The 17,993-nt window shown below is 71.2% G+C and carries 20 protein-coding genes; 9 read left to right on the forward strand and 11 right to left on the reverse strand.

Features of this window, described 5'->3' with window-relative positions:
* Positions 1–65: 65 nt before the first annotated feature.
* Positions 66–557 carry an inorganic diphosphatase gene (locus ADL34_RS27365; RefSeq protein WP_031487466.1) on the forward strand — a complete coding sequence of 164 codons (492 nt, stop codon included), beginning with the start codon at positions 66–68 and terminating at the stop codon, positions 555–557.
* A gap of 137 nt (positions 558–694) precedes the next feature.
* Positions 695–2,326: a threonine/serine ThrE exporter family protein gene (locus tag ADL34_RS27370; RefSeq protein ID WP_062673150.1), complete on the forward strand. Its 1,632-nt coding sequence runs from the start codon at positions 695–697 to the stop codon at positions 2,324–2,326.
* A gap of 58 nt (positions 2,327–2,384) precedes the next feature.
* On the opposite strand, the gene ADL34_RS27375 is transcribed toward ADL34_RS27370, so the two are convergent.
* Complete coding sequence (locus tag ADL34_RS27375; RefSeq protein WP_062673148.1) at positions 2,385–3,356, reverse strand: DedA family protein; 972 nt, start codon at positions 3,354–3,356, stop codon at positions 2,385–2,387.
* Positions 3,357–3,494: 138 nt separating this feature from the next.
* On the opposite strand from ADL34_RS27375, the gene ADL34_RS27380 reads away from it, so the two are divergent.
* A complete protein-coding gene (locus ADL34_RS27380; RefSeq protein ID WP_062673146.1) occupies positions 3,495–3,860 on the forward strand; it encodes a YbjQ family protein in 366 nt (121 codons plus the stop codon).
* Positions 3,861–3,882: 22 nt separating this feature from the next.
* Here ADL34_RS27380 and ADL34_RS27385 read toward each other — a convergent pair whose 3' ends face one another.
* On the reverse strand, positions 3,883–4,644 hold the full coding sequence (locus tag ADL34_RS27385) for a MerR family transcriptional regulator (RefSeq protein WP_062673144.1): 762 nt from the start codon (positions 4,642–4,644) through the stop codon (positions 3,883–3,885).
* Between the two features lie 87 nt (positions 4,645–4,731).
* On the opposite strand from ADL34_RS27385, the gene ADL34_RS27390 reads away from it, so the two are divergent.
* Positions 4,732–6,159: a glutamate decarboxylase gene (locus ADL34_RS27390; RefSeq protein WP_062673141.1), complete on the forward strand. Its 1,428-nt coding sequence runs from the start codon at positions 4,732–4,734 to the stop codon at positions 6,157–6,159.
* Between the two features lie 137 nt (positions 6,160–6,296).
* On the opposite strand, the gene ADL34_RS27395 is transcribed toward ADL34_RS27390, so the two are convergent.
* The 3 genes from ADL34_RS27395 to ADL34_RS27405 form a co-directional block, all read right to left on the reverse strand.
* On the reverse strand, positions 6,297–6,935 hold the full coding sequence (locus tag ADL34_RS27395; protein ID WP_062673139.1) for a PadR family transcriptional regulator: 639 nt from the start codon (positions 6,933–6,935) through the stop codon (positions 6,297–6,299).
* A 10-nt stretch (positions 6,936–6,945) separates the two neighbouring features.
* Positions 6,946–8,406 (reverse strand): aldehyde dehydrogenase family protein, encoded by a 1,461-nt coding sequence (locus ADL34_RS27400; protein WP_062673137.1) that lies wholly within the window; start codon positions 8,404–8,406, stop codon positions 6,946–6,948.
* A 91-nt stretch (positions 8,407–8,497) separates the two neighbouring features.
* Complete coding sequence (locus ADL34_RS27405; RefSeq protein ID WP_062673215.1) at positions 8,498–9,322, reverse strand: helix-turn-helix domain-containing protein; 825 nt, start codon at positions 9,320–9,322, stop codon at positions 8,498–8,500.
* A gap of 333 nt (positions 9,323–9,655) precedes the next feature.
* Here ADL34_RS27405 and ADL34_RS27410 point away from each other — a divergent pair, with 333 nt between their 5' ends.
* A complete protein-coding gene (locus tag ADL34_RS27410; protein WP_079034419.1) occupies positions 9,656–10,171 on the forward strand; it encodes an ATP-binding protein in 516 nt (171 codons plus the stop codon).
* A gap of 91 nt (positions 10,172–10,262) precedes the next feature.
* Here the strand turns inward: ADL34_RS27410 and ADL34_RS27415 are convergent, their stop codons facing one another.
* The 4 genes from ADL34_RS27415 to ADL34_RS27430 all read right to left on the reverse strand — a co-directional run bounded on the left by ADL34_RS27415 (position 10,263) and on the right by ADL34_RS27430 (position 11,918).
* Positions 10,263–10,541, reverse strand: a complete 279-nt coding sequence (locus ADL34_RS27415; RefSeq protein ID WP_062673133.1) for a DUF397 domain-containing protein — start codon at positions 10,539–10,541, stop codon at positions 10,263–10,265.
* Between the two features lie 120 nt (positions 10,542–10,661).
* Entirely contained in the window at positions 10,662–11,180 is a 519-nt protein-coding gene (locus ADL34_RS27420; RefSeq protein WP_062673129.1) for an SRPBCC family protein, read from the reverse strand.
* Entirely contained in the window at positions 11,177–11,530 is a 354-nt protein-coding gene (locus tag ADL34_RS27425) for an ArsR/SmtB family transcription factor (RefSeq protein ID WP_062673127.1), read from the reverse strand. The genes ADL34_RS27420 and ADL34_RS27425 overlap by 4 nt, the downstream gene beginning before the upstream one ends.
* 16 nt (positions 11,531–11,546) lie before the next feature.
* Complete coding sequence (locus ADL34_RS27430) at positions 11,547–11,918, reverse strand: VOC family protein (RefSeq protein ID WP_062673125.1); 372 nt, start codon at positions 11,916–11,918, stop codon at positions 11,547–11,549.
* Positions 11,919–12,180: 262 nt separating this feature from the next.
* Between ADL34_RS27430 and ADL34_RS27435 the strand changes: the two genes are divergently transcribed.
* Together ADL34_RS27435 and ADL34_RS27440 are read left to right on the forward strand one after the other, a co-directional pair.
* A complete protein-coding gene (locus ADL34_RS27435) occupies positions 12,181–12,660 on the forward strand; it encodes a hypothetical protein (protein ID WP_234375118.1) in 480 nt (159 codons plus the stop codon).
* A gap of 45 nt (positions 12,661–12,705) precedes the next feature.
* A complete protein-coding gene (locus ADL34_RS27440; RefSeq protein WP_062673121.1) occupies positions 12,706–13,236 on the forward strand; it encodes a DUF4232 domain-containing protein in 531 nt (176 codons plus the stop codon).
* Positions 13,237–13,242: 6 nt separating this feature from the next.
* On the opposite strand, the gene ADL34_RS27445 is transcribed toward ADL34_RS27440, so the two are convergent.
* Positions 13,243–14,364 carry a DUF2786 domain-containing protein gene (locus ADL34_RS27445; RefSeq protein ID WP_062673119.1) on the reverse strand — a complete coding sequence of 374 codons (1,122 nt, stop codon included), beginning with the start codon at positions 14,362–14,364 and terminating at the stop codon, positions 13,243–13,245.
* An 81-nt stretch (positions 14,365–14,445) separates the two neighbouring features.
* Here ADL34_RS27445 and ADL34_RS27450 point away from each other — a divergent pair, with 81 nt between their 5' ends.
* Together ADL34_RS27450 and ADL34_RS27455 are read left to right on the forward strand one after the other, a co-directional pair.
* Positions 14,446–15,216 carry a Clp protease N-terminal domain-containing protein gene (locus ADL34_RS27450; RefSeq protein ID WP_062673117.1) on the forward strand — a complete coding sequence of 257 codons (771 nt, stop codon included), beginning with the start codon at positions 14,446–14,448 and terminating at the stop codon, positions 15,214–15,216.
* Positions 15,217–15,250: 34 nt separating this feature from the next.
* Positions 15,251–16,963: a bifunctional 3'-5' exonuclease/DNA polymerase gene (locus ADL34_RS27455; protein ID WP_062673115.1), complete on the forward strand. Its 1,713-nt coding sequence runs from the start codon at positions 15,251–15,253 to the stop codon at positions 16,961–16,963.
* Between the two features lie 27 nt (positions 16,964–16,990).
* Here ADL34_RS27455 and ADL34_RS27460 read toward each other — a convergent pair whose 3' ends face one another.
* Positions 16,991–17,884, reverse strand: coding sequence for a glycosyltransferase family 2 protein (locus ADL34_RS27460; protein ID WP_062673113.1), 894 nt, complete (start codon positions 17,882–17,884; stop codon positions 16,991–16,993).
* Positions 17,885–17,993: the final 109 nt, after the last annotated feature.

A 17,993-nucleotide genomic window follows, 5' to 3' on the forward strand; every position in this document is an offset into this window, starting at 1 on the left:
ATCACACACCTGCGTGAGGGACACTTAACCACCAGAACTATGTGTTGATCATGGAGGAGCCACCGGTGGAGTTCGACGTCACGATCGAGATTCCGAAGGGTTCGCGGAACAAGTACGAGGTGGACCACGAGACCGGTCGGATCCGCCTGGACCGTCGACTCTTCACTTCGACCGCCTACCCGACCGACTACGGCTTCGTCGAGAACACCCTCGGCGAGGACGGCGACCCGCTGGACGCGCTGGTCATCCTGGACGAGCCGACGTTCCCGGGCTGCCTCATCAAGTGCCGCGCGATCGGCATGTTCCGCATGACGGACGAGGCCGGCGGCGACGACAAGCTGCTGTGCGTCCCGGCGACCGACCCGCGCGTGGAGCACCTGCGCGACATCCACCACGTGTCGGAGTTCGACCGCCTGGAGATCCAGCACTTCTTCGAGGTCTACAAGGACCTGGAGCCGGGCAAGTCCGTCGAGGGCGCCGACTGGGTGGGCCGTACCGAGGCCGAGGCCGAGATCGAGCGGTCCTACAAGCGCTTCAAGGACCAGGGCGGCCACTGAGCTTCCCCCTGGGCCGTGTCCCACAGCCGTTCCACGGACGGGCCGTACGCCGGGCGTACGGCCCGTCCGTGTATCCCTGGTGTCTGTGCGCATACTGAAGAACGGCGGAAGGTGTCGTTCCAAGGAGAGCTGCGTACGTGACGGACGCGGAGGACCGCAAGCCGCAGTCGGACGAGGCGAGGATGGCGTTCACGCCGCCCGCCGGGGTGGAGGTGGGGGACAGCGAGTCGGAGACCACGTCGGAGTTCGCGCTCCCCAAGGGTCTCGACGTCCCTCAGCAGCCGCCCGCCGACCGGGAGGGCTCGGCGTTCAGCACGCCGAGAGGCTACGCCGCCGAGGACACCCTGCCCGGCTTCACACCGCCGGGCGGCATCCCGCAGATCAGTCTGACCAAGGACGTGCCCTGGCAGGACCGGATGCGCACGATGCTGCGCATGCCGGTGGCCGAGCGGCCCGCGCCGGAGCGGCCGCACAAGGCCGAGGAGGAGGGTCCGGCCGTCCCGCGCGTGCTCGACCTGACCCTGCGTATCGGCGAGCTGCTGCTGGCGGGCGGTGAGGGTGCCGAGGACGTGGAGGCCGCGATGTTCGCGGTCTGCCGGTCCTACGGCCTCGACCGCTGCGAGCCGAGCGTCACCTTCACCCTGCTGTCGATCTCGTACCAGCCGTCGCTGGTGGACGACCCGGTGTCGGCGGCGCGCACGGTACGCCGGCGCGGCACCGACTACACCCGGCTGGCCGCCGTGTACCAGCTGGTCGACGACCTCAGCGACGCCGAGACCCACATCTCCCTGGAGGAGGCCTATCGGCGGCTCGCGGAGATCCGGCGCAACCGGCACCCGTACCCGACCTGGGTCCTGACGGCGGCCAGCGGGCTGCTCGCGGGCGCGGCGTCCGTGCTGGTGGGCGGCGGGCTGCTGGTGTTCGTCGCGGCGGCCGTCGGCGCGATGCTCGGCGACCGGCTGGCGTGGCTGGCCGCGGGGCGGGGGCTGCCGGAGTTCTACCAGTTCACGGTCGCGGCGATGCCGCCGGCAGCGGTCGGGGTCGCGCTGACGCTGTCGCACGCCGACGTCAAGGCGTCCGCGGTGATCACCGGTGGGCTGTTCGCGCTGCTGCCCGGGCGGGCGCTGGTGGCGGGCGTGCAGGACGGGCTGACCGGCTTCTACATCACCGCGTCGGCCCGGCTGCTGGAGGTCATGTACTTCTTCGTCGGCATCGTGACCGGCGTGCTGGTGGTTCTGTACTTCGGGGTGAATCTGGGCGCCAAGCTCAACCCGGACGCGGCGCTGCACATCTCCGAGCGGCCGTACTGGCAGATCGCCGCGTCGATGCTGCTGTCGCTGACCTTCGCGGTGCTGCTCCAGCAGGAACGGTCCACCGTGCTCGCCGTGACCCTCAACGGGGGTGTGGCCTGGGTGGTGTACGGGGCGATGCGCTACGCGGGCGAGCTGTCGCCGGTCGCCTCGACGGCGGTGGCGGCCGGTCTGGTCGGTCTGTTCGGGCAGCTGATGGCCCGCTACCGGTTCGCGTCCGCGCTGCCGTACACGACGGCGGCGATCGGGCCCCTGCTGCCCGGTTCGGCCACGTACTTCGGGCTGCTGTCGATCGCGCAGAACGAGGTGGACGCGGGGCTGGTGTCGCTGGCGACGGCGGCCTCGCTGGCCTTGGCCATCGCGATCGGCGTGAACCTCGGGTCCGAGATCTCCCGGCTCTTCCTGCGGATCAGCTCGCCGGAGAAGCGCCGCTCCGCCAAGCGGACGCGCGGCTTCTGAGACGGCGACGGACGCCCCCCGGGGAGGGCGTCCGTGGCGAGAGGGCCGGCCGGTGGGCTCAGTAGCCCTGGTCCGGCGGGTACTGCTGGTTCTGCCTGCCGTAGCCCTGCGGGTACTGCTGGGCGTACGGCTGTCCGGGCTGCTGCTGCGGGTGCCGCTGCCCGTAGTACTGCTGGTCGTAGCCCTGGTCGTCGTAGCCCCGGTCGTCGTAGCCCTGCTGCCGCCCGGGTTCCTGCTGCTGCCCGTATCCGTACTGCCGCTGGTCCTGCCCGGGGCCGCCCTGGCCGCCGTACGGCTGCTGGGGCTGGTCGTGGGACGGGATGCGGCGCAGCTGCGTCGTCGCGTCGTCCATCGGCTGGTACCCCTGGTGCGGCTGCCCGTCCTGGGCGGCCGGGGCCTCGGCGGCGGCGCGCTTCTTCTTGCCGCGCTCGCGCAGGTACTCGATGAGGATCGGCACCACGGAGACGACGACGATCAGGACCAGGATCGCCTCGACGTTGCTCTTGATGAAGGAGATCTGGCCGAGCCAGTAGCCCGCGAGGGTGACGCCGGTGCCCCAGGCGATGCCGCCGATGACGTTGTACGTGAGGAAGGTGCGGTACTTCATACGGCCGGCGCCCGCCACGATGGGGGCGAAGGTCCGCACGATCGGCACGAAGCGCGCCAGCACGATGGCCTTGGGGCCGTACTTCTCCATGAACTCGTGCGCCTTGTCCAGGTTCTCCTGTTTGAAGAGCTTGGAGTTGGGGCGGCTGAAGAGCCTCGGGCCGAAGAACTTGCCGATCATGTAGCCGACCTGGTCGCCGATGACGGCGGCCAGCACGATGAGCGTGCAGACCAGCCACAGGGGCTGGCTGATGTAGGTCCCCTCGGCGACGAACAGACCCGCCGTGAACAGCAGGGAGTCCCCGGGCAGGAACGCGAAGAGGCCCGACTCCGCGAAGACGATCAGCAGGATGCCGGGAAGGCTGAACGTCTCGATGAGGTAGTCCGGGCTGAGCCACTCGGGGCCGAGCGCAAGGGTGGTCACGGGATTGTGGCTCCTGCGGGGGAAGGGGCGGACGTTCGGTCACGAGCGAGTCAAAAATATCAACGCGCGACCGGTGTCCCGGGTTCCATGGACCCGTTCAGGATGCACCGCCCGGCCCCGGCGACAAAGCTGTGGGTCATGGGCATCGATGAGTACGGCGGCGGGCAGGGTCCCAGCCCCGACGTTCTTGTAGTGACCACGAACGACGTCCCCGGGCATCGCGTGACCCGGGTCGTGGGGGAGGTCTTCGGACTGACCGTGCGCTCCCGGCACGTCGGCAGCCAGATCGGCGCCGGGCTGAAGTCGCTGGTCGGCGGCGAGCTGAAGGGCCTCACCAAGACGCTGGTGGAGACCCGCAACCAGGCGATGGAACGCCTCGTGGAGCAGGCACGCGCGCGAGGCGCCAACGGGGTCCTGGCCTTCCGCTTCGACGTGACGGAGGCGGCCGACGTGGGCACCGAGGTGTGCGCCTACGGGACCGCGGTGGTCCTGGCCCGCGAATAGAGCCTCGCGCGGGCCAGGACCCTCAGGCGGAGTGCCGGTGCGCGTTGGCGAGGATCGCCTCCTTGAGGTGCTCGGCGAGACCGGGCCGCATGGAGTCGTAGTACGCCTTGAAGCGCTCGTCGGAGACGTACATCTCCGCGAAGCACTTGTGCATCTCGTAGGGCACCTCGAAGTACCACTTGCCGATGTGCCGGCGGTGCTCCTCGGCCAGGTCCATGGCGGCTTCGCCGGACGGCTGCCCTCCGGCGGCCATCAGGGTGGTGTACCGCTCCTGCCAGTCGTCGACCTCGGCCTGGACGCGCTTCCAGTCCTCCTTGGTGTAGCTCGCCGCGCGGCGCTGCGACTCGGCGTACGCCTCGGTGCCGCCCCAGCGTTCCTCCGCCTCCGCGGCGTACTGCTCGGGGTCCTTGTCGCCGAACACCTCGAACCTCTCCTCGGGCGTCAGGTTGATTCCCATCGTGCGTGCCTCCATGGCGTGCTCCACGGCCGCCGCCATCTTCCGCAGCTTCTCGATCCGGGCGGTCAGCAGCTCGTGCTGCCGGCGCAGGTGTGCGCGCGGGTCCGCGTCCGGGTCGTCGAGCAGGGCGGCGACCTCGTCGAGGGGGAAGCCGAGCTCGCGGTAGAACAGGATCTGCTGCAGCCGGTCGAGGTCGGCGTCGCTGTAGCGCCGGTGTCCCGCGTGGCTGCGCTCGCTGGGCACGAGCAGACCGATGTCGTCGTAGTGGTGCAGGGTGCGCACCGTCACTCCGGCGAATCCGGCGACCTGTCCCACGGAGTAGCCCACTTCCGCTCCCTTCTCGGTACGCGCACCACGGTGCGCCCTCACGCCGCGTGAGGTGCAAGCCCTCATGTCCCGTCCTACCGTCGAGTCATGGCACTGCACCGCGGGAACAGCGAATCACCGGCCCCCCGAGGCGGCGGGCGCAGGCTGGCCGTCAACCCCTTCTACGGCGCCACGAACCCGGCCGCCGGCATGACCGAGGCCCCGCCCACGCATCGCCTCCCGGACTCCCCCATGGCGCCGTCGACGGCGTACCAGCTGGTGCACGACGAGCTGATGCTGGACGGCAACTCGCGGCTGAACCTCGCCACCTTCGTCACCACCTGGATGGAGCCGGAGGCGGCGGTGCTGATGGCGGAGTGCCGGGACAAGAACATGATCGACAAGGACGAGTACCCGCGCACCGCCGAGCTGGAGCGGCGCTGTGTGTCGATGCTCGCCGATCTGTGGAACGCGCCCGATCCGTCGGCGGCCGTGGGCTGTTCCACCACGGGTTCCAGCGAGGCGTGCATGCTCGCGGGCCTGGCGCTGAAGCGGCGCTGGGCGAGCCGCAACGCCGACCGGTACCCGTCCCCGCAGGCACGCCCCAACCTGGTCATGGGCGTCAACGTCCAGGTGTGCTGGGAGAAGTTCTGCACCTTCTGGGAGGTGGAGGCCCGGCTGGTCCCGATGGAGGGCGAGCGCTTCCACCTCGATCCGCAGGTGGCGGCCGAGCTGTGCGACGAGAACACCATCGGGGTCGTCGGCATCCTCGGCTCCACCTTCGACGGGTCCTACGAGCCGATCGCGGACCTGTGCGCCGCGCTGGACGCGCTCCAGGAGCGCACAGGCCTGGACGTCCCGGTGCATGTGGACGGCGCGTCCGGCGCGATGGTGGCGCCCTTCCTCGACGAGGACCTGGTGTGGGACTTCCGGCTGCCGAGGGTCGCCTCGATCAACACCTCGGGGCACAAGTACGGGCTGGTGTACCCGGGCGTCGGCTGGGCGCTGTGGCGGGACAAGGAGGCGCTGCCGGAGGAGCTGGTGTTCCGGGTGAACTACCTGGGCGGCGACATGCCGACGTTCGCGCTGAACTTCTCGCGGCCGGGCGCGCAGGTGGTGGCGCAGTACTACACGTTGCTGCGGCTGGGCCGGGACGGTTTCCGGGCCGTGCAGCAGGCGGCGCGGGACGTCGCAGGCCGGGTCGCGAAGGCCATGGAGGAGCTGGACGACTTCCGGCTGCTGACCCGGGGCGACCAGCTGCCGGTGTTCGCGTTCACCACGGCTGCGGACGTGACCCGGTTCGACGTCTTCGACGTGTCCCGGAGGCTGCGGGAGGCGGGCTGGCTGGTGCCGGCGTACACGTTCCCGCCGAACCGCGAGGACCTGTCCGTACTGCGGGTGGTGTGCCGCAACGGCTTCTCGGAGGACCTGGCGGACCTGTTCATCGACGATGTGCGCCGCTCCCTGGAGGACCTGCGCCGGCAGCCGCACCCCCTGACGCACGACAGGGGCGCGGCCACCGGGTTCCATCACTAGGGGGTGTCTTGCCGATCAGGCCGGGTCAGCTCCCGGTGTCTGGTGCCGTGCATCGCAAGGCGGAGGAGGGAGTCGATGCGGCGCATCGGCGACCGACGACAACGCGGCGAGGCGCGGCCTGATCGGCAAGACACCCCCTAGAGGTCGTCCTCGGGGTGCCGCTCACCAGTGGCGTACGGGTTCTCCTCACCGGCCAGGAGGCCGACGAACGGCTCGCCCTCGTCCGCGAAGGTGTAGGCGCCGCCCTCGACACGCTCGATGAGCCCGCGCGTCCACTCGCCCTCGGAGTCGGCGGTGTGGACCCACATGTTCATGATCTCGCCGATGTGGCCGAGCTGTTCGGCGCCTTCCTCGGGCACGTAGTGCTTGAGGACCGCCGTCCGCCACTCCTCGATCCGCCGCACGCGCTCGCGCAGCAGCTCCACGGCCTCCGCGCGCGGCAGGTCCACCAGGAAGCCCACGGCGGCCGTCTTCATGTCGCCGCGCTGGTCGTAGGTGACCAGCGCCTCGCGCAGCAGCCGGAAGTACTCCTCGGTGCCCTCGCCGGTCACCTCGTACTCGGTGCGCGGCGGACCGCCCGCCGTGGACGGGGCGATCTCGTGCGCGTACAGCAGTCCCTGCTTCGCCATCTGCTTGAGCGCGTGGTAGATCGAGCCCGGCTTGGCGTTGGACCACTCGTGCGCGCCCCAGTACTCCAGGTCGTTGCGCACCTGGTAGCCGTGGGCGCGGCCGTGCATACGGACCGCGCCCAGGACGAGGAGGCGGATGGCTGACATGCCGCCCAGGTTAGAACGGGAACCCGCTGCGGCCGTGCTGCACGGAGATCCACTTCATGGTGGTGAAGGCATCCAGCATGGTCTCGCCGTTCAGTCGGCCGACACCGGAGTGCTTCTCGCCGCCGAAGGGGACGATCGGCTCGTCGTGGACGGTGCCGTCGTTCACGTGGAACATGCCGGAGTCGATCCGCTTGGCGAAGGCGACACCGCGCTCGACGTCGGCCGTGTGCACGGCGCCGCTCAGGCCGTACGGGGTGTCGTTGACCAGCCGTACGGCCTCCTCCTCGCCGTCGAACGGCACGAGGAAGACGACCGGGCCGAAGACCTCCTGCCGCAGCAGCGCGGAGTCGGCCGGGAGGTCGGTCAGGACGGACGGCTCGACCAGGTTGTCCGTGGCCGTGCCGTGCACCAGGGCCGTCGCGCCCTCGGCGAGGGCCTGGGCGACGGTGCCGGTGAGCGCCTCGGCCTGCGAGGAGTTGATGACCGGGCCGATGACGGTCTCGGGGTCGCGCGGGTCGCCCACCTTGAGGGACTTCACCTTGGCGACGAACTTCTCGGTGAACGCGTCGGCGACCGTACGGTCCACGAGGACGCGGTTCGCCGCCATGCAGACCTGGCCCTGGTGGACGAAGCGGCTGAAGACGGCCGCGTCGACGGCGTAGTCGAGGTCGGCGTCGTCCAGGACCACCAGCGCGCTGTTGCCGCCGAGTTCGAGCACCGAGCGCTTGAAGTGCGAGGCGCAGACGGTGGCGACGTGCCGGCCGACCTTGTCCGAGCCGGTGAAGGAGATGACCTTGGGGACGGGGTGCTCGATGAACGCGTCGCCGATCTCGGCGATGTCGGTGATGACGACGTTGAGCAGACCGGCCGGAAGACCCGCCTCCTCGAAGATCTTCCCGACCAGCGAACCGCCGACGATCGGGGTGTTCTGGTGTGGCTTGAGCACCACGCCGTTGCCGAGCGCGAGGGCCGGGGCGACCGACTTCAGGGAGAGCAGGAAGGGGAAGTTGAACGGGCTGATGACACCGACGACACCGACCGGCACCCGGTAGACGCGGTTCTCCTTGCCGTCCACCGGCGACGGGATGATCCGGCCCTCGGGACGCAGCGCCAGATGCACCGCCTCACGCAGGAACTCCTTGGCCAGGTGCAGCTCGAACGCGGCCTTGAGCCGGGTGCCGCCCAGCTCGGCGACGATCACGTCGCCGATCTCCTGCTCGCGCTCCTCGACCACGCGCAGCGCCTTCTCGAAGACCGCGCGCCGGGCGTAGGGGTTGGTCGCCGCCCACTGCTCCTGGGCGCGGGCCGCCGCCCGGTACGCCTCGTCCACCTCGTCGACCGTGGCTATCGTGATCGACGCCAGCTTCTCACCGTCGTACGGGTTGAAGTCGATGATGTCCCAGGAGCCTGTGCCCGGGCGCCACTCACCGTCGATGTACTGCTGAGCCAGGTCGGTGAAATAGGACGACATGTGATCCCTCAATCCCTTGCAGACATCCGATCGGCCCGGTCGCCATCGTGATCGTCCTCACGGTCTGATCACACGTCATCGTACGTGTGTTTCAAGAGAGTTGAAGGAGTCCCCGGAGAAGATCCCGGCTCTCGTCCGGTCCCGGACTGTCCTGCTGGAGCTCCTTGAGGGCGAGCTCGTACTGGGCGACGTCCTCGCGCTTGTCGAGGTAGAGCGCGCTCGTGAGCTGCTCCAGGTAGACGACGTCCGAGAGGTCGGACTCGGGGAAGCTGAGGATGGTGAAGGCGCCGGACTCGCCGGAGTGCCCGCCGAAGCCGAACGGCATGATCTGCAGCCGGACGTTGGGACGCTCGGAGATCTCGATGAGGTGCTGGAGCTGGCCGCGCATCACCTCGCGGTCCCCGTACGGCCGGCGCAGCGCCGCCTCGTCGAGGACGATGTGGAACTCGGGGGCGTTCTCCGCGACGAGGTACTTCTGCCGCTCCAGGCGCAGCGCGACGCGCTTGTCGACGTCGGACGCGCTCGCGCCCTTCATGCCGCGCTTCACGACCGCGTGCGCGTACGCCTCGGTCTGCAGCAGACCGTGCACGAACTGCACCTCGTAGGCGCGGATCGAGCTGGCGGCGCCCTCCAGGCCGACGTAGGTGGGGAACCAGCTGGGCAGGACGTCCGAGTAGCTGTGCCACCAGCCGGCGACATTGGCCTCGCGGGCCAGCGAGAGCAGGGAGGCGCGCTCCTGCTCGTCCGTGATGCCGTACAGCGTCAACAGGTCTTCCACGTCACGTGTCTTGAAGCTCACCCGGCCCAGCTCCATCCGGCTGATCTTCGACTCGGACGCACGGATCGAGTACCCCGCCGCTTCACGGGTGATCCCGCGCGCTTCCCGCAGTCGCCTCAGTTGCGAGCCGAGCAGCATGCGCCGCACCACCGATCCGGGCTCTCCCGCGCTCACGTTCGCCAGCCTCCCCAACCGTCTTCCCGGCCCGCAGTCTGCCACTAAAACACTTCGAGCAGTACTCGCCCGATTACAGAGACGGAAAGAAGCCAAGGATTCCACTCGTGAAGCAGTCAGCGGAAGACAAGAAGAGGAGGTGAAGTTGGCGGAAAAAATGGCCAACAAGCGGTACGGGAAGGTCCAATTCGGTCACGTGCACGTGCATCTGCCCTTGCATCTGCCGTTGGCTTCCGAAACCATGGTCCCGCGCAACCGCTGCATCGCCACGACCGCGAACTCCCGGGAGTGCCTCGCATGGGGACGAATGGATCGACCATGCTCGAGCCGTTACGGCAGGGCCTTCCTCCACTGGACCCCGCAGCCGTCTCCAACGCCGCCTCCTGCGCCCTGCCGGCCCGCTACGAAGCCGTCCGGGAAGCCCGCGGCTTCACACGCCGCACCCTGGACCAGTGGGAACTGGGCGACCGCTTCGACGACGTCTGCCTCGTGGTCTCCGAGCTGGTGACCAACGCCCTGCGGCACGCCCTGCCGTCGAACGCCCCCCGCGCCTGCGAGCAGCCCCCGCCGGTGCGGCTGCACCTGATGCGGTGGACCGAGCGGCTGGTGTGCGCGGTACGCGACCCCAGTCACGACAGCCCGGTCGCGCGCGACTCGGAGGACTTCTCGGCGGAGTCCGGCCGAGGGCTGTTCCTCGTGGAGTCCTTCAGCGACGGCTGGGGCTGGCACCCGATGGCGGGCACCCTGAGCGGCAAGGTGGTCTGGGCGCTCTTCCGCCTCCAGCCCGGCGCCTGCACGGGCACCGCGGACTGACGAGGCGCCGCGTGCCGTGATGTGCGGGTTCTACGCGCGTCATCACGGCCGGGGCGGCGCCCCTCCGCGCCCTGGGCGCGCCCGCGAGGCGTCAGCCCACGACCAGGTGGTCGAACTCGCCGTCCTTGACCCCGAGGAGCATCGCCTCGATCTCGGCCCGGGTGTACACGAGGGCCGGGCCGTCGGGAAAGCGTGAGTTGCGCACGGCGACATCTCCGCCGGGCAGCCGCGCGAACTCCACGCAGGAGCCCTGGGAGTTGCTGTGCCTGCTCTTCTGCCAGGCCACCCCGTCCAGCTCCGTGGCCGCCATGCCGTTGTACACGTCGTGGTCCACAGGTCGCTCCCCGATGGTGCGGTGGCTCTCCGCCATGAGGCGTTGAGGCATGAGGTGATGCAGTGGTGTGTGTGCCGGACAACTGCTTTCGGATCATAGCTCTGTTCACGTGCAACTGCATGAGCAGATGCACGTGCACGCCGAGTGTTCCCGTGGTTACTCCTGGGACGTACGCGGGTGGTCCATGCGTTCCAGCGCGTGCCCCAGGGATCGCATCACATGAGTGCGCCAGCCCCCGCCCATGATCTTCCGCGCCATGAGCTGAGCGGGGTCGTCCGGATCGAACCCCTCGTGCACTAGAAAAAGACGTGTTCCTCGCCCTTCTTGTTCCAAACTCCAAGTAACCGTCCAGTCAGCGGAGTTGGCCGGAGAGACGTCACGCCAGCGGACGCTCAGCATCCGTTCGGGAGCGTAGGCGAGGACCTCCGCCTCGACCGTGCCGGAGAAGTCGGTGTTCGGCCGTGGCACGGACGTCATCGTGTACCGGTGCCCGACCTCCAGCCGGAACGCCTCCACCCCCTGCATCTGCCACTGCACGAGCAGATCGGGCTCGGTCAGGGCGCGCCAGACCTTGGCGGGCGGGTGGGGGAAGTACTGGTCCACCCGGATGACGGTGAGGTCGTCCTCGGGGGGCTCGAAGGCCGGATCGGGGCCGTGGCCCGGGTCTGTGCTCATGTCGGGTCATCGTCGGGCATGCGGTCGAGCAGATCGCCGAGGTCCTTCAGACGCTCGCGCCAGAACCGCTCGTACGGATGGAGCCAGTCCTGCACATCGGCGAGCGGGGCCGCCTCCAGCCGGTAGATGCGCTGCCGGCCGGACCGCTGCTCGGAGACCAGCCCGGCCTCGCGGAGCACCCGCAGATGCTCCGACAGGCTGGGCCGGCGCATGTCGAAGTGCGCGGCCAGGTCCTGGACGGCCTGGGGCCCGCCCTCGCGGAGCAGCCGCAGCACCTCGCGGCGGGTGCCGTTGGCCAGCGCGGCGAAGACGCGGTCCTGCGGCGCCTCCTGGACCCCGGTCGTGGTCATGCCCGTCCCTCTCCGGTCAGTGAGCGGCCTCCGTCAGCAGCATCAGGCCGTTGCCGTCGGGGTCCTGGAAGCCTGCCATGCGCCCCCAGGGCACGTCGTCCGGGCCCTGTACGGCGACCCCGGCCTCCGCGAGCCGTGCGCAGTCCGCGTCGACGTCGGTGGTGACCAGCATGATCCCCCGTGTCGTGCCCGGCTCGAAGCCGCCCATCCCGGGGCCGGACAGCGTGAAGACCGTCTGGGCGCCCTCGGGCGCGACCTGGAGCCATCTGCCCTGGGGCGTGGCGAGGTCGGCGGCGACGCGGAAGCCGAGGACGTCGGTGTAGAAGCGCAGGGCACGGTCCTGGTCGGCGACGGGGAGCGTGATGAAAGAGGCGTGGGTGATGGTCATGATCCGAGAATAGGTAGGCGATTCCCTACGCGTCAACCGTAGGAAATCCCCTACCTGTCAGCCGGGCTCCGCGTGCCCGGCACTCCGCACAGAAGTCCCGTCCTTCCCCGGGACCATGAACCGACTCCCTGGTAACTTGCTGCGGACGTTTCGGCCAGGCTCGGCCGATCCGGCCATGCCGACCGCTACAGCTTGGGGGCTCTCAGTGACCTCGGCGCTTTTCTCGCGTACGCGCACCACGTCGGGCCGGTGGGTGAGGAGCGTGGCCGTGGCCGCGTCCCTCGCGGGCGTGCTCGCGCTCACCGCGTGCGGCGGGGGCGGCGACTCGGACGGCGACTCCACTCCCAGCGGCGCCCCGACCAGCGCCGACGCCGGCACCGGTGGCGGCACGGGCGAGGGCTCGGGAGGCGGTTCGGCCTCGTCCGCCGGCGATCTGGAGGGCAGCTGGCTCGCGACCACCGACGGCAAGGCCGTCGCCCTGGTGGTCACCGGTGACAAGGCCGGGCTCTTCGCGACCGGCGGCTCCGTGTGCAGCGGAACGGCCGGCGAGCAGGGCGGCAAGCGGACCATCCGCCTGAAGTGCACGGACGGCAGCAAGGACCGGGCGGCCGGGACCGTCGACTCCGTCGGCGGGGGCGAGCTGAAGGTGACCTGGGAAGGCGGCCTCGGCGTCGAGACGTACACCAAGGCGGAGGGTGGCAAACTGCCCACGGGCCTGCCCACGGCCGGTCTGGGATCGTGATGTCCCATCGGTGACCGGCTCACCGACGCGACTCCCGAGGACTCCATGCGCACCATCTCCGTCACCGCCACCGTCGCCGCCCTCGCCGCGGCGCTCCTCCTGACCTCCTGCGACAGCGCCGGGAACGACAAGAACACCGAGGACAAGGCGGCCGGTGCCGGCTGCGTCGCCGATCTCGCCGTGCGCTTCGGGCCCGCCAACGCCGCGCCCGCCGCCGGGGACACCGGCAACGTCCCCGTCACCGTCACCAACCGCGGGGACGCCCCGTGCACCGTGGAGGGCCTGCCCGGCGTCGAGCTGGTCGCCGGGGACACGACCGCCGCGGTCCCGGCCGCCGACGCCGCCTCGGCCGGGAAGGCGACCTTCGCCAAGGGCGCCTCGCTGGCCTTCACGCTCACCTACGTCCGCGGCGAGGAGGGCGGCGACACCTCTCTCGCGGCACGGTCGGCCGCGGTCCGGCTGCCCGGGGCCGCGAAGACCGAGAGCTTCGAGTGGGCGTACGGCGCCGTGGCCCTGAAGAGCGACGGGCGCACGCCGGACGCCTCGGTGACCGGCTTCCAGCAGTCGACCGACTGACGACGCTCAGGTCAGCGGCCGGCGCGGGTCCACCCGGGCCCGGTCGGCCGCCTCCGAACCCTCCGTCCAGCCCGCGTCGTCGCTCACCCCGCGCAGCCGGGTCGTCGTCGTCTCCGGGAACATCCGGTCCAGGCGGTCGGTGACCGCCACGTCGCGGGACGCCAGGACCGGCAGCAGGTCGTCGGTCAGCTGCGTCCGCGCGGCGGCGGTGAGACGGGTGCTCACCCGATGGGCATAGGCCGCCAGGAACGACTGCCGGAAGGTCTTGGTCCGCTTGCGGCCGCCCGCCCGCTGGGCCGCCTCCGCCTTGGTCATCGCGGTCTGGGCCTGCACCAGCAGCGAGGTGTACAGCAGCTCCACCACCTCCAGGTCCGCCTCGAACCCGACGACGGTGGAGAAGCCGAACGGCTCGTTCCACACGGCCCGGCAGTGGTTGGCCCGCGCCACCGCGTCCAGCAGCACGGCCTTGGCCTGCTCGTACGGCGGCTCCACGCCGATCCGGCAGGCGCCCGGCGCGGCGGCGGCGGCCCCGGCCGGCGCACGGGAGGCGACCAGCGCCTCGTCGATGCTGTGCCGGGCCATCAGCTCCTGCGCCTTGGCGGTCAGCGCCTCGGCCTCCTGAGGGAACCCGGTCGCCTCGGCCTTCGCGAGCAGCGCGCGGACCCGGGTGAGCATGCGGGACTCCGGGCGGGCGGCGGCGCCGGACGGGGCGGCCGTCTCCTCCAGGGGCTCCAGCGCGGGCAGGCGCAGCAGCAGGCGGTACAGCTCCAGGACGGCGGTCGCGTGCGAGAAGCGGTCGGTGCGGGCCGGTGCCTCGCCGGGCAGGTCGTCGAGCTGGGCCCGCCAGCGGGGGCCGCGCGCCCGGTCCCGGGGCGCCTGGGCACGGACCAGCGCCGCCAGCAGGCGGATGTGCAGGTCGTCCAGGTCGCGCCGCACCAGCCGTACGACGTCTGCGGGCTGCCAGCCGCGCCGCCAGGCCGCCGCCACGAACTCCTCGCCACGACGGGCGAGTTCGGTGTCGGACGCGGGGTCGGCGGCGAGCAGCGAGGCGCCCGTGTCGAGCGTCGCGTGCCCGGTGTCGTAGAGGGCGGCCTCGAAGGCGCGGTCGACGGTGCTGGGCGTGCTCACCAGGCGATCGTAAGTCTGTTCACGCGATCCCCCTGTCAACCATGGGTTGACACCTGAGGACTGTCAACCTACGGTTGACACATGTCGACGAACCCCAGCATCACGTCATCCGTCCGGCTCGACGAACTCATCGCGGCCATCAAGAAGGTTCACGAGGAGCCCCTGGACCAGCTCCAGGACGCCGTGATCGCCGCCGACCACCTCGGTGAGGTGGCCGATCACCTGATCGGCCACTTCGTGGACCAGGCCCGGCGCTCCGGCGCCTCCTGGACCGACATCGGCCGGAGCATGGGCGTCACCCGGCAGGCCGCGCAGAAGCGGTTCGTGCCCAAGGAGGGCAACGACCTCGACCCCCAGCAGGGCTTCGGCCGCTACACCCCGCGCGCCCGCAACGTGGTGATGGCCGCCCACAACGAGGCCATCGCGGCCCGCAACCCCGAGGGACGCCCCGAGCACCTGGTCCTCGGCCTGCTGGCCGAGCCCGACGGGATCGCCGCGAAGGCCATCCTGGACCGGGGCGTCCTCCTGGACTCCGTGCGGCAGGCCGCCACCGCCGCCCTGCCGCCCGCCGCCGACGAGGTCCCCGAGCTCATCCCCTACGGCTCCGACGCCAAGAAGGTCCTGGAGCTCACCTTCCGCGAAGCCCTGCGCCTCGGCCACAACTACATCGGCACCGAGCACGTCCTGCTGGCCCTGCTGGAGTTCGAGAACGGCTCCGGCGTCCTGTCCGGCCTCGGCATCACCAAGGCGGGGGCCGAGGCGTTCATCGCCGAAGCCCTCTCGCAGTACCTCCGCAGCGGTGAGCAGACCACCCGGGAGGCGGCCGGCGAGGACGGCACGGCACAGGACTGAGGCCGATGTCAGACCCGGGTGCCACACTCGCGGCATGACCGACCGGTGGGCGCTCGCCCCGGCCGAGGACGACGGCGCGCAGATCGCCCCCCTCGGCCCGGACGGGCTGCTCGCCGCACCGCCGCTGCGCGCACCCGACCTCGCGGAGGCGGTGCGCGCCCGGCCCGGAGTCACCCGCTGGGTGTGGCGGTCCACCGCCGAGGTCTATCCGCGCCTCCTCGCCGCGGGCGTCCGCGTCGAGCGGTGCTACGACATCGAGGACGCCGAGACCCTCCTCCTCGGCCACGAGGGGCGGCACGGCGCGCCCCGGTCGGCCGCCGCCGCCCTCGCCCGGCTGCGCGGCGGCCCCGTGCCGCCCGACCCGCCGCAGCGCGCCGCCGAGCCCGGCGCCCAGTCCTCCCTGTTCGACCCGCAGACGGTCCCCGTGCCGCTCGCCGACCTGGCCGAGGTGTACGCCGACCAGCAGCGGCGGCACGACCGGACCGCCCACCCCGACCGCATGCGCCTGCTGACCGCCGCCGAGTCCGCGGGCATGCTCGTCGCCGCGGAGATGAACCGCGCCGGGCTGCCCTGGAGCGCCGACGTCCACCGCCAGGTGCTCACCGACCTGCTCGGCGAGCGGTACGCGGGCGGCGGGGAGCCACGCCGGCTGGCCGAGCTGGCGGACGAGGTGTCGGCCGCGTTCGGGCGCCGGGTGCGGCCCGATCTGCCCGCCGACGTGATCAAGGCGTTCGCCCAGGCCGGCGTCAAGGTCCGGTCGACCCGGCGCTGGGAGATCCAGTCCGTCGACCATCCCGCGGTGAAGCCCCTCATCGAGTACAAGAAGCTGTACCGGATCTGGGTCGCGCACGGCTGGTCCTGGCTCCAGGACTGGGTGCGCGACGGGCGGTTCCGCCCCGAGTTCCTCGCGGGCGGCACCGTCACCGGGCGCTGGGTCACCAACGGCGGGGGCGCCCTGCAGATCCCCAAGGTGATCCGGCGCGCGGTCGTCGCCGACCCGGGCTGGCGGCTCGTCGTCGCCGACGCCGACCAGATGGAGCCCCGCGTGCTCGCCGCGATCTCCCGGGACCCCGGGCTGATGGAGGTCGCCTCACGGGAGAGCGACCTCTACCAGGCAGTCTCCGACCGCGCGTTCTCCGGCGACCGCGCCCAGGCCAAGCTCGCCGTCCTGGGCGCCGTCTACGGCCAGACCTCCGGTGACGGACTGAAGAACCTCGCCGCGCTCCGCCGCCGCTTCCCCCGCGCGGTCGCGTACGTCGACGACGCGGCGCGGGCCGGGGAGGAAGGGCGGCTCGTGCGGACCTGGCTGGGACGCACCTCGCCCCCGGCCGCCGGCGCGTCGGAGGAGGCCGCCGAGGAGGCGGGCATCCCCGCCCCGGACACCCCCTCGGCTCCGGACGGCCCGGCCGACGGGTCCACACCCCAGGACTGGGTGCCCGGCTACGCCTCCACGAACGCCCGCGCCCGCGGCCGCTTCGCCCGCAACTTCGTCGTTCAGGGCAGCGCCGCCGACTGGGCCCTGCTGCTGCTCGCCGCGCTGCGCCAGTCCTGTGCGGACATGGCGGCCGAGCTGGTCTTCTTCCAGCACGACGAGGTGATCGTGCACTGCCCCGAGGAGGAGGCCGAGGCCGTCGTGGCCGCGATCCGCGAGGCGTCCGCGCTCGCCGGACGGCTCACGTTCGGGGACACGCCGGTGCGGTTCCCGTTCACCACGGCGGTCGTGGAGTGCTACGCGGACGCGAAGTGAGGACGTGCCGGTCGCTCCGCCGTGTCCTCAGAGGACCGGAGGCCGGCCCAGCCGGGTGAGGCGTACCACCGTGCGCCAGCGCATGGGCCGCCGCTCGCCCGCCGGCTCCCTGACGCCCTCCAGGAAGCCGCCGAACCAGGCCCGCAGACCGGCCGCCGACCGGGTGCGGGCGAGCGTGAGCAGCACCCAGATCCCCAGATGGACCGGGATGAGCGGGAGCGGCAGCCGACGGCGCGTCAGCCAGACCCGGTTGCGGGCGTTCACGCGGTAGTAGATGGCGTGCCGGGCCGGCGAGGTCTTCGGGTGCTGGAGGAGGAGTTCGGGCGCGTAGAGGATGCGCCAGCCGGCGTCGACGGCCCGCCACGCCAGGTCGGTCTCCTCGTGCGCGAAGAAGAAGCGCGCGGGCCAGTCACCGGTCTGCGCCAGCATCGCCATGCTCAGCGCGTGCCCGCCGCCGAGGAAACCGGTGACGTAACCGCCGCGCAGCGGATCGGACTTGCCGACCCTCGGCACGTGCCGCTGCTGGGTCTCGCCGTTCTCGTCGGCGATACGGAACCCGACGATGCCGAGACGGTCGTCGGCGGCGTACAGGTCCCGTACCCGGCGCAGCACATCGGCGTCGACGAGCAGCCCGTCGTCGTCCAGTTCCACCACGACGTCGACGTCCCCGAACGCGCGCAGCCGCTCCAGGGCGGCGTTGCGTCCGCCGGGGCAGCCGAGGTTCTCGTCGAGTTCGATGCCGGTGAACTCGCCGGGCAGCGACAGGCGTTCCGCGAACTCGGGCAGCGGGCAGCCGTTGCCGACGACCACGATGCGGTGGGGGGCGAGGTCCTGCTTGGCCACGGACTCCAGCAGCGCGTCGACCTCCGCGGGCCGGTTGCCCATGGTCACCACGGCCACGGCGATCCTCGGTTCCGTCATGCCCGTCCCTCGCGCCTCTCGTCCGGCTACCACCGTCACCGGCGTGCTGCCGGCCGTCACCGCCGTGATGCTAGTGGTTCACCGGGACGCCGTGCCGCGTTCGCCCCCG

Source organism: Streptomyces sp. NRRL WC-3605 (assembly GCF_001509795.1).
Taxonomy (GTDB): Bacteria; Actinomycetota; Actinomycetes; order Streptomycetales; family Streptomycetaceae; genus Streptomyces; species Streptomyces viridochromogenes.